This is a genomic window from Marvinbryantia formatexigens DSM 14469, from assembly GCF_025148285.1.
In the GTDB taxonomy this organism is placed as follows: Bacteria; Bacillota; Clostridia; order Lachnospirales; family Lachnospiraceae; genus Marvinbryantia; species Marvinbryantia formatexigens.
In genome coordinates this window covers 4,504,722-4,518,145 of the sequence record NZ_CP102268.1, presented here as the reverse complement: position 1 = coordinate 4,518,145, position 13,424 = coordinate 4,504,722, and the positions used below count along the sequence as shown (strand labels likewise).

The following is a 13,424-nucleotide window of genomic DNA, read 5'->3' as shown; positions in this document are numbered from 1 at the left end:
AGTTACACTCATTTTCTTATAAAAGAAAGATGGGTGTTTTTTATTTTTTCAGAAGCTTCAGAATACCAAGGCACTGCGGCAGCAGAAATCTGACTGCCGCCAGCGCACCTGCGAGCAGCACACCGTAGCGCAGGAGCGCCGGGCAGGAGAAGAGCAGCATACTGGCGCAGCAGAGCACAAAATAAGCGAGTGACACAGCGACGGTTTTCCTGATGGGGATGATGAGCGTGCCGGTCAGACGGTATTCCATAAAGCTCTGCACGAGCAGCAGCACAAAATAGCTGAAAGCGGTGGTGTAAGCGGCTGCCCGGTAGCCGAAGCTGCGGATGCAGATGTAATTCAGAATCACGTTAAGCAGCATGGTACCGACGGTGGAGGCCGCTACATAGCCGGTCTTTTTGTGGTAGTTTCCGACCGCCGTGTAGCTGTAGCTGTAGAAGCGGAAGAGCGTGCCTGTCAGCATGGGCGCCGTCAGGTAGATACAGTCGCGGTATTCGCTGCTTCCGAGGATTGCCACGATTTCCGGGGAGAGCAGAACAAGAAACCAGGAGAGGATGCCGAAGCCGTGCATGAGAATTGTCCACGGCTTTTCCACGTCGGCGGTTTCCTTCCGGGAAATTTTTTCATAAAGCCAGGGCAGCCAGGCGTTCCACACCGAATCTTCCAGAATCCAGATAATATAGGAAACGGTAGTGCCGAGCGCGAGGATGGCTGCCTCTTCTTTGCCGATCAGATGGCGGACCATAATCCGGTCTGCCTGGTTCATGATCTGGATGGATATCGCTTCCGGAATCAGCGGGAGCGAAAACAGCAGCGCATATTTCCAGTGCGCACGGGAGACGGCTTTTTTTCCCTGGACGAGCAGCACGATGGCGATGATGGTTCCGGCGAGCACGAATGGCACATAGTAGCCGATGACGCGCAGGGAGACAAGGGCATCGCTGTGTCCGGTCTCTTTCCCGATCCAGATAAGAAGAATGGACAGCAGTGTGGCGGGAATTACTGTCAGCGCCGTTACGGCGGTGCTTGCTTTATAGCGCATCATCTGTTTTTCACGCCGCTGCAGGAACATAATCGCAGTGTGGGCGAAGGTGTAGAGAAACGCCATGTAAAACATCAGATCATTCATATCGCAGAAAATCTTCAGCGGTTCTTTAAAAATCAGACAGACCAGAAAACAGAAGCCGATGGATAAATAAGAAAGCGTCTGCGTACAGGAGACAAATTCATTGAAATTTTTTCCATTTTCGTATTTCGCGCGCTCCACGCTGCGGTACAGATTCAGTGAAAAAACGGGACCGATAATCAGCAGCCAGGATTCGTAGAGCCGCACATCGCTGTACTGCGCCTTCGACAAAAGCCGGGTGAGGATGGGCGTTGTCAGAAAGGTGATGCCGCGCACAAGAAGCTGTGCGAAAATATAGAATAAGCCTGCCTTCAGGGCAAGCTGGTTGAGCGCGTTTTGGTTCTTTTGTGAAACAGAGGGTTTCTGTGCATTCATCTGCAGTACACTTCCTTTTTTGTCGTGTCCGGGCAAAGCTTTTTACGATGCCGGGAGTCGGTGGCCGGAATCCGCCGCGGTTATAAGAGGGCGGGTAAAGACCTTTTTTATGAGTATAACAGAAAAAAGCGCGCCTGCCAACCGTTAAATCACTGTGAAAAACGGTAATAAAAATGTAACAATTTTGAAATAAATACTTCCAATCTGTTAAAAAATATGTTATGATACAGAAAAGACTGCCGGAGGACGCAGTGCCGGGCAGTCTGGCATGAAAAAGTATTATGAGGGAAAATGCAGATTGGGAGGAAACAGACATGGTTTGCAGCAGGAAAAATTCTATTGTCCGGGTTATGATGACGATGCTTGCGGCGCTGATGCTCTGGGCGGGGCTTGCGGCATTCGCGCAGGCGGCGAAAAAACCGGCGGCGCCGGCGCAGGTGAAAAGTGTTAAAGTAACGGCATCCGGTACTACGAAGCATAAGGTTACCTGGAAAAAGGTGAGCGGGGCGACCGGCTATCAGATTTTCTGCCGGGATTATTCATCTGGCAGCACGCTGTATAAGCGGGTGAAAACCATCAGCGGCGCATCAAAAACGAGCTGTACCATCAGCGGAAGAAAGCAGGGAAAGGCTTACGCTTATGTGGTGCGCGCCTATAAGAAAAATAAAGCGGGCACTTCTTTCGGAAAGCTGTCCGGCATTGCCTATGGCTATATTGCGAAGAAAACTTCGCAGACAGATAAGAATGGAAGCACCGGCAATAACAGCTCTGCAGGAACCGGCGGCAGTTCGGGAGGCTCTGCGGGGACTCTTCAGAATCCGACGAAAAAGCAGAAATATCAGAAGGTGTTCGGCGACGCCAGTTTAAGTATGCGTTATCCGGGCGGCTATTACACCTCCGCGTCGCAGGCGAAGAAAAACATGAAGTCCATTACGGTGAAGACCTGGGATTTCAAAAACGGGAAGAGCGGCGAAAAATATACCCGTACGTGGACCATCATGGTGCACAAAAATCTCGCGGCGACGGTCCAGCAGATTTTTAATGAAATATACAAAGACCCGTCAAAATTCCCGATTCACGAGCTGGGCGGGTACGAATGGCGGGGCGGTCATTCCGAGCACAACACCGGCACCGCTATCGATATAAACTGGACGGAAAACTACATGGTTAATGTAAGGACCGGCGCCATCACCGCCGGAAAATACTGGAAGCCCGGCACTGACCCCTATTCCATTCCAAAAGACGGCGTAGTTGCAAAAATATTCAAAAAATACGGCTTCAGCCAGGGAGACTGGGGCGACAGCAAGGATTATATGCATTTCTCGTACTTTGGTACCTAGCCAAGCCGTGCAAATCGTCAAAAAAACACCGGGAGGCAAGCGAAAGCTTGGAATCCCGGTGCTTTTTTTGACGATTTATAGGGCGCGCCGCCACCCGGCGCGCAGAGCGTGCGAGATGGCACACGGTGCGCAAATTGCTAATAAAGCCGTAAAAAACGATTGACAAAAATTTTGATTGGTGGTAGCGTATTAATCATGAATATTCAAGTATATTTATTCAAGATTATGCAGGAGGATGAGTATTATGAAAAAATTAACAGCAGCTTTACTTGCAGGCACGATGGTTCTTTCATTCGGGTTTGGCGCTATGGCGGAGGAGGACAATGTCCTGGTGATGGCGACCAACGCGGAGTTCCCGCCGTATGAGTATCATGAGGGCGACGAGATCGTCGGAATTGATGCGGAGGTTGCAGCTCTGATTGCAGAAGAGCTTGGCATGACTCTGGAGATTGAAGATATGGCATTTGATTCCGTTCTGGCAGCGGTTCAGTCCGGAAAAGCGGACATTGCAATGGCTGGTCTTACCGTTACAGAAGACCGTATGCAGTCTGTAAACTTTACGGATACCTATGCAACCGCAAAGCAGGTAATTATTGTAAAAGAGGACAGCGATATCGCAGGTCCGGATGACCTCAGCGGAAAAATCGTTGGCGTACAGACCGGAACGACCGGAGACATTTATGTGAGCGACGAGGAGGGCGTTACAGTAGAGCGCTACAACAAGGGCTTTGAAGCAGTACAGGCGCTTACCCAGGGCAAGATTGACGCCGTTGTCATCGATAACGAGCCGGCAAAGGTATTCGTATCTGAGAACGAAGGCATTAAGATTATCGACGAGGCATATGCTGATGAAGAATATGCGATTGCCATTGCAAAGGATAATGACGAGCTGCTGGAAAAGGTAAACACTGCGCTTAATACGCTGAAGGAGAACGGCGCATTCCAGGAAGTTGTTGACAAATACATCAATGACGGCAGCGAAGAAGAAACAGAAGCTGCAGCGGAGGAAGAGACGACCGAAGCGGCAACGGAGGCGGCAGAGGCAGAGACTGAGGCTGTTACAGAATAATGCTGCAGAATTTTACCGATAAATTTTATTTAAACTTTATAGCGGACGACCGCTGGAAATATCTGACAAACGGTCTGAAAACCACGCTGATAGTGACGGTTTTTGCCGTCCTGATCGGTATTGCAATCGGATTTCTGGTGGCGGTCGTGCGCTCCACTTATGATAAGACAAAAAAGCTGAAGGTGCTGAATGCGCTGTGTAAGCTGTATCTTACCGTTATCCGCGGAACGCCGGTGGTTGTGCAGCTTCTGATCATTTATTTCGTTATTTTCGGCTCTGTGAGAATCGACAAGACGATTGTGGCGATACTGGCGTTTGGACTGAATTCCGGCGCATATGTGGCGGAAATTATCCGCAGCGGTATCATGTCCATCGACAACGGACAGTTTGAGGCGGGCAGAAGCCTTGGCTTTAACTATGTGCAGACGATGATTTATATTGTGCTGCCGCAGGCGCTGAAAAATGTTCTCCCGGCGCTCGGCAATGAGTTTATCGTTCTTCTGAAGGAGACGTCGGTTGCCGGTTATATCGCGCTGGAGGACCTCACAAAGGGCGGAGACATCATCCGTAGCCGTACCTACGATGCGTTTATGCCGCTGATTGCGGTAGCGCTTATCTATCTGGTAATGGTGCTTGCTTTCAGCAAGCTTCTGAGTATTCTGGAGAGGAGGCTGCGTAACAGTGAACGGTAACGAACCTTTGATCCGCGTGGAAAATCTGAAAAAAGAGTTTGTCGGCGTACATGCTTTAAACGGCGTGACGACGGAAATCCGCAGAGGGGAAGTTGTATTTGTGGTCGGACCGTCCGGGTCCGGAAAAAGCACTTTCCTGCGCTGCCTGAACCGTCTGGAGGATCCGACGGACGGACACATTTATTTTAACGGCGTTGATTTAATGGACAAAAAGGTAAACATCAACCAGCACCGCCAGAAAATGGGCATGGTTTTCCAGCACTTTAATCTGTTTCCGCATATGACGATCCTCAAAAACATGACGATTGCTCCGATGAAGCTGCAGGGCGTCAGCAAAGAGGATGCGGAGCGTGAGGCAATGAAGCTTCTGACGCGCGTCGGGCTTGCAGACCGTGCCAATGCTTATCCGAGCCAGCTTTCCGGTGGACAGAAGCAGCGTGTCGCCATTGTGCGCGCGCTCTGCATGAAACCGGAGGTGCTCCTGTTCGACGAGCCGACTTCGGCGCTCGACCCGGAAATGGTCGGCGAGGTGCTGCAGGTTATGGGAGAGCTTGCCAGGGAGCACATGACCATGATTGTTGTTACCCATGAGATGGGCTTCGCACGCGAGGTTGCGGACCGCATTCTTTTTATGGCGGACGGGCATATCCTGGAGGAGGCCGCTCCGGCGGAATTCTTCGAAAACCCGAAAAATGAGCGGTTGAAAGCATTTTTAAGTAAAGTAATCTGAACACAGATAAGCATTCCCATGCTTCGGGTGCGCAGAGCACAGAGCGGCGGGAATGAGGATGCAGATTTGGAGCCGGGGCTTACAGAGCTTCCCGGCTCTTTTTGCATAAAAAGGAGGAAACCTATGAATTATCGGTATCTGGACATGGATACTTATAAGAGAAAAAGTCATTTTACATATTTTCGCAGTCTGGCGTACCCTTATGTCGGAGTGACGGTAAATGTGGATATTACGGACGCGCTGGTCAGAATGAAGAGGGAGCGTCTGCCCTTTTTTCTGACGGTATGCTATTGCGTCGCGCAGGCTGCGAACAGTATTCCGGAATTCCGGCAGCGCATCAAAGAAGAGGGTATTGTGGAATTTGACTGGTGCAAAACCTCGCACACGGTGGCGCTGGAGGACGGCACCTACTGTTACTGCGCGCTGGATGGAAATATGCCGCTAAAGGAGTTCCTGCCATATGCAGAGCGCGAGCAGGAGGCTGCCCGGCAGAGACATTCCATTGAGGAAGAGGAGGATGTTCTGGGCGAGTTTTTCATTTCCACGCTTCCCTGGCTTTCCTACACATCGCTGATCCAGCCGGTACCGGTTCCTGCGGACAGCAATCCGCGTATCACCTGGGGAAAATATTTTTCCAGTGAGGGACGCACGCTGCTGCCGGTGACGGTGCTCTGCCATCATGCCCTTGTGGACGGGATTCATCTGGCGGCGTTTTATGAGAAACTGCAGGAGCAGCTTGGCGCAGTCGCGGCAGGGATTACTGTTTAGGCACCAGCCATTAGCTGATAAATCTGCACGGTCTGCCTTCCCATTTTTCCTGTATGCCTGAACGGTAACGTGCAGGATGTCGAATCACGCGAAAAAAATTACTTGCAATGCCGGGGCGAAATATATATGATAGATGAGGACGGACATGAAGGCGCTGCTGCAGCGCGGAAAAAGTGGTCCGCATCCGGAGAGCAGGAAGTTTGAAAAGAAAGAAGTGACATTTGTTATGACATACGAGGAAGCGGTAAGCTATATAGAGAGCGTTCCGAAGTTTACGACGAAAAACAAGCCGGAGAATACCATCGAGATGATAGAGCGTCTTGGGCGGCCGGAGCGGAAAATGAAAGTAATCCATGTGGCGGGGACGAACGGCAAAGGTTCTGTCTGTGCGTTTCTGTCCTCCATGCTGACGGCGGGGGGAAAGAAAACAGGACTTTTTATATCTCCGCATCTGGTGAAGATAAACGAGCGTTTTCAGATTAATAATGTGCCTGTCACGGACGGAGAATTTCTGGAGGCGTATGAAAAAGTTTTTAAGGTCATCCGGGAAATGCTGGCGGACGGTTTCGCACATCCGGCGTATTTTGAGATTCTTTTTGCGGTCTGCCTGGTGCTGTTTGAGCGGCATGAGGTGGAATACGCCGTGCTGGAGACCGGACTGGGTGGACGGCTGGACGCCACCAATATCGTGGAGCACCCGCTGGCGTGCGTGATTACGAGCATCAGCCTGGACCACACTGAGATTCTCGGCGACACCATCGGGCAGATTGCCTGGGAGAAGGCGGGTATCATCAAGGAGGGCGTGCCGGTAATCTATGACGGCTGCCGCAGTCCGGAGGCGGAGGAGGTCATCCGGAAAAGAGCACAGGAGCAGCACGCTCCGGCGATAGGACTGCACGCCGATATGTATGAAATTCTGGATAAAACAGATAAAAGCATTGATTTTAAGCTGAATGCCCTGTATTATGAAAAGAGGAAAATCACCGTGCCCTATCCGGCGCCATATCAGGCGGAAAATGCGTCGCTGGCGCTGCTGGCTATGGAGAAGATTGATCCGTCGCACGAAATTTCCTGCGATGTGCGTCTGCAGGCAATGGCGGACACTCACTGGCAGGGGCGCATGGAGACTGTGCTGCCGGGTGTGATCGTGGACGGAGCGCACAACGAGGACGGAGTGCGGCAGTTTGTGCGGACGCTTGTCGGCGTGCAGGAAGGAAGAAGAATCGTCCTGCTTTTCTCCGCGGTGGTTGAGAAAAACTACGAACAGATGATCAAAACTATCTGCGACACCGGCAGGCTGTCAGAGGTGATAGCCACCCAGATTGAGGGAAAGCGCATCGTTCCGGCGGAGGAGCTCGCCGGGATTTTCCGCAAATATACAGACGCAGAGGTGACGGCGGTACCGGATATCGGCAAAGCCTTTGAGACGGCGCTTGCGAAGCGGGGAGACGGGCTTTTGTTCTGCGTCGGTTCGCTGTATCTGGTAGGGGAAATCAAAGCACTCATAGAGGAGAGGAATATATGATTAATTACGAAGAGGAACTGAAGAAATTTCATCCGAGCCTGGATGTCAACGAGGCGGAGGATGCTATTTACAAGCGCGACTTTACGGATATTACCGATATTCTGAAGGAAATGCTGCAGGAAGAAAAAAATAAGCACAGATAAGGGGGCGGTCGTATGAGATGTATTTACTGCGGCACGCCGTTATCTTCCATAGATTACTGCAGCGGCTGCGGAGCGGATGTCTCCATCCTCAAACGGGTGGTGCGCATTTCCAATCTGCTGTACAACGAGGGGCTGGAGAAGGCAACTGTCCGCGACCTTTCGGGAGCGGTCTCCTGTCTGAAGCGAAGCTTGAAATTCAATAAAGAAAATATTGACGCCAGAAACCTGCTCGGTCTGGTTTATTACGAGACCGGCGAGGTAGTTTCCGCGCTGAGCGAATGGGTAATCAGCAAAAATATCATGCCGGAGAATAATGCGGCGAACCTTTACATAAGCAGGCTGCAGTCCAACAAAAACAAGCTGGACGTCATCAACCAGACTATCCGCAAATACAACCAGGCGCTGCAATACTGCCGCCAGGGCGACGATGATATGGCGGTCATGCAGTTAAAGCGGGTGCTGACGCAGAATCCGAATCTGATAAAGGGCTACCATCTGCTGGCGCTGGTCTATCTGAAGCAGCAGGAATACGAAAAAGCCAGACGGCTTCTGAAAAAGGCGGCGCAGATCGACGCCACCAATACCACGACGCTTAGGTATCTGAACGAGGTGGAGGAGGCGACGGGCGTTGCCACGAACCTCGGCAGAAAGAAATACCGGCGGCAGGTCACACCGGCGGAGCCGCACACAGAAAAGAAATTTCTGGGTCCGGTCACCTACATGAGCGGCAACGACACGATTATCCAGCCGACCACGTTCCGCGACAGCTCCTCCGTGGCGACATTTTTAAATATTTTCCTGGGATTTGTTCTGGGAGCGGCGCTGATCTGGTTTTTGGCAATTCCATCGAATACCAGAAAGATTAATCAGAGCGCCAACCAGCAGGTGACGGACGCCAACACGAAGCTGGCGGCGGAGAGCGCCCAGGTGGATGCGCTGGAGGCGGAAATCGAGGGTTATCAGGCGCAGATCGACGAGGCGACCCAGACAATGGAGGAAGCGCAGAACAAGGCGGACGGGTACGATCAGCTTCTGTCTGCTGCGGTGAAATTCCTGGGCGGCGATGAGAGCGGCGCCGCGACAGAGCTGGCGGAGGTGAACGCCGACAGCCTGGACGGCAACGGAAAGACGCTTTACGATACGATTATGGCGAGCGTAAAATCAACGATTTATACGACGCAGTATAACGAGGGCGCAACGGCATATGCGCAGGGCGATTACGCCACGGCGGCAGAAAAGCTTGCACAGGCGGTGGAGACGGACGATAACCAGTATGACGCCTGGTATTATCTGAGCTTTGCTTATTACAACCTCGGAGATACAGAGAATGCGGACAAGGCGTTCGAACAGACGATACAAAAATTCCCGGCACAGGCGCAGGCGGCAAATCTGTCGCAGTACGTCTCGGACCAGTCCGTGCTGACCAGTACCGGCAATGCCGGCACGGCGGAAACCAATGCCGACGGTACGCAGACGGCGGAGACAAACGCGGACGGTACGCCGGTGGAGACAAATGCCGACGGGACAATGGCAGAGACAAACGCAGACGGCACACCGGTGGACGGTACCCAGGGCTGACGCGTTCAGCCAGAGGAAAAGAAAAAGGCATAACAACAAAAGAGAAAGCCCGGAGCGGGGCCCGGAAGGAAATTCCTTCCGGGTCCCATTTTGCGCTAATGTATTTCATGAAGGAATCCCTCTGCCATATGTCCGGCGCAGACAATAGGCAGATTTTGCAGATTTTGCGAGCATAGCGACAGCTTTCGGAGCGTGTCTGAGCCTGCAGGGCAGGCGAGTTAGCGAAGAAAGCTGTCAATAGGCGGCGCAGCAAAATCAAAAAAGCAACGTGGCTGCGCCGGACATATGGCAGAGGGATTCCGACAGGAAAATGATTCAAAGGGGAGGACAGAGATGGAGGATTTTTTCAAGATTAACGGAACGGATCTGACGGTGCTTCTTCCGGCGGAGCTGGACCATCACAATGCAGAAATGATTAAGCGGGGGTCGGACAGGCTGATACAGAGCAACAACATCCGGCGGATTATTTTTGATTTCCGGCGGACAAGCTTTATGGACAGCTCCGGAATCGGAATGATCATGGGGCGGTACAAGAATATACGCTTTATGGGCGGCGCGGTGGCGGCGGTCCATGTAAATGACCGGATACTGCGGATTCTGACCTTATCCGGTATTTACAAGGTAATCGATATCTATGAGGGACTGCCGGAGCAGTCGCAGATGTTTTGAGGGGGAAGCATATGGAACAGACGAATGAAATGATGATTGAATTTGACAGCCGCTCCTGCAATGAGAGCTTTGCGCGCGTGGCGGTGGCGGCATTTATGACACAGTTAAATCCCACGCTGGAGGAGGTGGCGGATGTAAAGACGGCGCTTTCCGAGGCGGTGACGAACGCCATCGTCCACGGCTACGAAAACGAAATAAAAAAGGTGACAGTCTCGTGCAGCATTTCCGGACAGGTGCTGACGCTCACCGTCTCCGATAAGGGAGTCGGCATCGCCGATATCGCCAGGGCGATGGAGCCGCTGTTTACGACGAAGCCGGATACCGAGCGCTGCGGCATGGGATTTGCCTTTATGGAAGCCTTCATGGACGATGTGCAGGTAAAGTCCGCCGTCGGGCAGGGAACGGCGGTGACGATGAAGAAGCGCATCGGCAGGATCGCGGGCGAATATCATGATTGAAAGGAAGTCTTAGATGGAGCACACCCATTGGTTAATTGAGAGAGCACACCAGGGGGATAAAGCTGCAAGAGAACAATTAGTGGAGGAAAATCTGGGACTTGTTTTTACCATCGCAAAGCGCTTCACCGGACGCGGAACGGACGTCGAGGACCTCTTTCAGATCGGCAGCATCGGGCTGTTAAAGGCAATCGACAATTTCAATCTTTCCTATGATGTGAAATTTTCCACCTACGCCGTCCCGATGATTGCCGGGGAAATCAGACGGTTTCTGCGGGATGACGGAATGCTGAAGGTCAGCCGTTCTCTGAAGGAGACGGCGGGCAGGGCGGCAGCGGCGCGTGAGCAGCTGGAAAAGAAGCTGGGGCGTGAGCCGACGATGGAGGAATTGTCTGGGGAGGTGGGAATCACGCGCGAGGAAATTGTGCTGGCGATGGAGGCTGCGGCGGAGGTGGAATCGCTGCACCGCCCGGTCTATCAGGGGGACGGCACGGCGATTTATCTGGAGGACAGGATTGAGGAAAAAGAGAGCATGAACGAAAAAGTGCTGGACAACATGGTGCTGACGGAAGTAATGGAGAAGCTGGAGCCGGAAGAACAGTTTCTCATTATCATGCGCTATTTTAAAGACAAAACGCAGTCGCAGGTGGCGGAGCTGCTTGGCAGGACGCAGGTGCAGGTATCACGCATGGAAAAGAAAATTTTGAAAAAAATGCGCGACGCTCTGCAATAAACGGTATATTTGCCGTCGTTTTGCGGATACTAAGGAAAAAGTGACAGAAACCATCCTGCAGGAGGAACAAACGTGGATACGCTATATCTGAAAATTGATACAAACGTCGGGGTACACGACCAACGGGTTTTTCTAAAGGACATCGCACAGATATCCTGCAGCAGCAAGGAGATTGAGGCGCGGGTAAAGACGATGGTTATTCCGGAGGCAGTCGGGAAGCAGCCGGGGCGGTATGTGAAATCCGTAATGGAGGTGATCACCTGCATCCAGAAGGAATTTCCGAATCTTGAAATCAACAATATCGGCGTGCCCGATTTTATTATTACCTACGAAAAGCCGCAGCAGCCGCCGGAAATCCTGAGCTGGCTGAAGACGGCGGCGGTCTGTGTGCTGTGCTTTTTTGGAGCTGCCTTCTCCATTATGACGTTCAACAACGACGTGGACATCACCGGTCTGTTTGCCCAGGTGTACGAGCTCTTTACCGGGCAGACTTCGGATGGGTTTACGGTACTGGAGCTGTCGTACTCTGTCGGGCTGGGGGCTGGCATTATTGTATTTTTCAACCACTTTGCCGGTAAAAAGCTGACGGCGGACCCGACGCCGCTGGAGGTGCAGATGCGCACCTATGAAAACGACGTAAACGATACCATTATCGAGGCGAGCCGTCATGTGCCCAAAAAGGAGCGGAGGACGACGCAGGGAAGCGGAAAGGGAATCACGGGATGATGAAGACGGGACTGCTTATCATTATCGGAGCCGGCGGCGGTGTTCTGGTGGCGGCTGGCGTGGTCGCACTGCTGGTCGGGCTTGGCATTATCACGCGGTTTGCAGGAATCTCCCGCACAGCCGTGCATACAAGGCTCTATGAGAGCGCCATTCTGCTCGGCGCGCTGTACGGCAATCTGCTCACGGTATATGGCATAACACCGTTTACGGGCAGATTTATGCTGGCGGTCGTGGGGCTTGTGGCGGGGATGTACGTGGGAGCCTGGATCATGGCGCTGGCGGAAGTCATCAACATTTTTCCGATTGCGGCGCGGCGCATCGGGCTTGCGAAAGGCATCAGCTTCATCGTGATCTCCCTGGCGCTGGGGAAAACGATTGGAAGCGTATTATTCTTTTATATGGGGTGGTAGCATGGCAGATATCTTAAAAGAAAAGAAAAACAAAGCGTACAACGAATACGTAAAGCAGGTGACGCCGACGCACAGTCTCTGGAGCAATATGTGGCATGCCTTTGTGACGGGTGGAGCCATCTGCACGCTCGGACAGTTTATTATCAATATGGCGATGAATCTGGGCGCGGATAAAAAGCTGGCGGGCACCTGGTGTTCCGTGCTGCTGGTGCTCATCAGCGTCATTCTGACGGGCTGCGGCATCTACCAGCGGCTGGCGAAATTCGGCGGCGCCGGAACGCTTGTGCCGATTACCGGCTTTGCAAATTCCGTGGCGGCTCCGGCAATCGAATTTCAGAAGGAGGGACAGGTATTCGGTATTGGCTGCAAGATTTTTACCATTGCCGGTCCGGTCATCCTTTACGGCATCTTTTCCGGGTGGGTGCTGGGGCTGATATATTGGATGATTGCGTAACCGTTCATTACTAATTGTTAAATTTTTATAAAAAGAAGGTTGTATTTCTTGCCCTATATCTGCTATAATGATAGGAAATGTCATGGGTTCTTCTGCTGTGAGGATACAATCCGCACAAAAGGCTGCTTATCCGTGACGGACAGATGAGGGAGTGATAAGAAAATGTTATTATTGTTTTTTCTGGTCTGGATTATTTTTAATGGAGCGATTACCGCCGAGATTCTTGCTTTTGGCGTAGTAATTGCTCTTTTCGTGTTTGCTTTTATCTGCAAATTCATGGACTACAGTATACACAAGGAGATCATTCTCTATAAAAAGAGCGTGTATTTTCTATGGTACGTGCTCACGCTGATTATTGAGATCGTCCGCGCAAACATCGCCGTCATTCATCTGATTCTGTCGCAGCGGGAAATTGCGGAACCTGTGATGGTCACATTCCGGACCAGCCTCAGGTCACGGGTGGCGCGGGTCATCCTGGCAAATTCCATCACGCTGACGCCGGGGACGATTACCGTGTCGCTGCAGGGAGACCGGCTGGTGGTCCATTGCCTGGACAAGAGCCTGGCAGAAGGAATGGAGGATTCCGTTTTCGTGAAAATGCTGGAAAAATTAGAAAGGACGGGTGAGTGAT

Annotated in this window: 16 protein-coding genes; 15 read left to right on the top strand and 1 reads right to left on the bottom strand. The window is 52.0% G+C overall.

The window, feature by feature from the left end; translation table 11 throughout:
• Window positions 1-40 precede the first annotated feature (40 nt).
• Window positions 41-1,501, bottom strand: coding sequence for a lipopolysaccharide biosynthesis protein (locus NQ534_RS21140; protein ID WP_006864243.1), 1,461 nt, complete (start codon window positions 1,499-1,501; stop codon window positions 41-43).
• Window positions 1,502-1,815: 314 nt separating this feature from the next.
• Here NQ534_RS21140 and NQ534_RS21135 point away from each other — a divergent pair, with 314 nt between their 5' ends.
• The 15 genes from NQ534_RS21135 to NQ534_RS21065 all read left to right on the top strand — a co-directional run bounded on the left by NQ534_RS21135 (window position 1,816) and on the right by NQ534_RS21065 (window position 13,423).
• On the top strand, window positions 1,816-2,841 hold the full coding sequence (locus NQ534_RS21135; RefSeq protein ID WP_050778382.1) for a M15 family metallopeptidase: 1,026 nt from the start codon (window positions 1,816-1,818) through the stop codon (window positions 2,839-2,841).
• 280 nt (window positions 2,842-3,121) lie between these two features.
• Entirely contained in the window at window positions 3,122-3,910 is a 789-nt protein-coding gene (locus tag NQ534_RS21130) for a basic amino acid ABC transporter substrate-binding protein (RefSeq protein WP_242655419.1), read from the top strand.
• The gene (locus tag NQ534_RS21125; protein ID WP_006864247.1) at window positions 3,910-4,602 is read left to right on the top strand and encodes an amino acid ABC transporter permease; all 693 of its coding nucleotides are present in this window, start codon (window positions 3,910-3,912) and stop codon (window positions 4,600-4,602) included. The genes NQ534_RS21130 and NQ534_RS21125 overlap by 1 nt, the downstream gene beginning before the upstream one ends.
• Window positions 4,592-5,332 carry an amino acid ABC transporter ATP-binding protein gene (locus NQ534_RS21120; protein WP_006864248.1) on the top strand — a complete coding sequence of 247 codons (741 nt, stop codon included), beginning with the start codon at window positions 4,592-4,594 and terminating at the stop codon, window positions 5,330-5,332. Before NQ534_RS21125 ends, NQ534_RS21120 begins: the two co-directional genes overlap by 11 nt.
• Before the next feature lie 123 nt (window positions 5,333-5,455).
• Complete coding sequence (locus NQ534_RS21115; RefSeq protein WP_040785300.1) at window positions 5,456-6,100, top strand: CatA-like O-acetyltransferase; 645 nt, start codon at window positions 5,456-5,458, stop codon at window positions 6,098-6,100.
• A 145-nt stretch (window positions 6,101-6,245) separates the two neighbouring features.
• Window positions 6,246-7,625 carry a bifunctional folylpolyglutamate synthase/dihydrofolate synthase gene (locus NQ534_RS21110; protein WP_322790981.1) on the top strand — a complete coding sequence of 460 codons (1,380 nt, stop codon included), beginning with the start codon at window positions 6,246-6,248 and terminating at the stop codon, window positions 7,623-7,625.
• A complete protein-coding gene (locus tag NQ534_RS21105) occupies window positions 7,622-7,768 on the top strand; it encodes a hypothetical protein (RefSeq protein WP_006864251.1) in 147 nt (48 codons plus the stop codon). The genes NQ534_RS21110 and NQ534_RS21105 overlap by 4 nt, the downstream gene beginning before the upstream one ends.
• Window positions 7,769-7,780: 12 nt before the next feature.
• The gene (locus NQ534_RS21100) at window positions 7,781-9,346 is read left to right on the top strand and encodes a tetratricopeptide repeat protein (RefSeq protein ID WP_050778383.1); all 1,566 of its coding nucleotides are present in this window, start codon (window positions 7,781-7,783) and stop codon (window positions 9,344-9,346) included.
• 333 nt (window positions 9,347-9,679) lie between these two features.
• On the top strand, window positions 9,680-10,015 hold the full coding sequence (locus NQ534_RS21095) for an STAS domain-containing protein (protein ID WP_040785302.1): 336 nt from the start codon (window positions 9,680-9,682) through the stop codon (window positions 10,013-10,015).
• Between the two features lie 11 nt (window positions 10,016-10,026).
• Complete coding sequence (gene spoIIAB / locus NQ534_RS21090) at window positions 10,027-10,473, top strand: anti-sigma F factor (RefSeq protein ID WP_006864255.1); 447 nt, start codon at window positions 10,027-10,029, stop codon at window positions 10,471-10,473.
• 13 nt (window positions 10,474-10,486) lie between these two features.
• Window positions 10,487-11,203 (top strand): RNA polymerase sporulation sigma factor SigF, encoded by a 717-nt coding sequence (gene sigF / locus NQ534_RS21085; protein WP_006864256.1) that lies wholly within the window; start codon window positions 10,487-10,489, stop codon window positions 11,201-11,203.
• A gap of 72 nt (window positions 11,204-11,275) precedes the next feature.
• A complete protein-coding gene (locus tag NQ534_RS21080; protein WP_006864257.1) occupies window positions 11,276-11,929 on the top strand; it encodes a stage V sporulation protein AA in 654 nt (217 codons plus the stop codon).
• The gene (locus NQ534_RS21075; protein ID WP_006864258.1) at window positions 11,926-12,339 is read left to right on the top strand and encodes a stage V sporulation protein AB; all 414 of its coding nucleotides are present in this window, start codon (window positions 11,926-11,928) and stop codon (window positions 12,337-12,339) included. The genes NQ534_RS21080 and NQ534_RS21075 overlap by 4 nt, the downstream gene beginning before the upstream one ends.
• A 1-nt stretch (window position 12,340) precedes the next feature.
• Window positions 12,341-12,793 carry a SpoVA/SpoVAEb family sporulation membrane protein gene (locus NQ534_RS21070; protein ID WP_074680138.1) on the top strand — a complete coding sequence of 151 codons (453 nt, stop codon included), beginning with the start codon at window positions 12,341-12,343 and terminating at the stop codon, window positions 12,791-12,793.
• 162 nt (window positions 12,794-12,955) lie between these two features.
• Window positions 12,956-13,423, top strand: a complete 468-nt coding sequence (locus NQ534_RS21065) for a Na+/H+ antiporter subunit E (protein WP_006864676.1) — start codon at window positions 12,956-12,958, stop codon at window positions 13,421-13,423.
• Window position 13,424 lies beyond the last annotated feature (1 nt).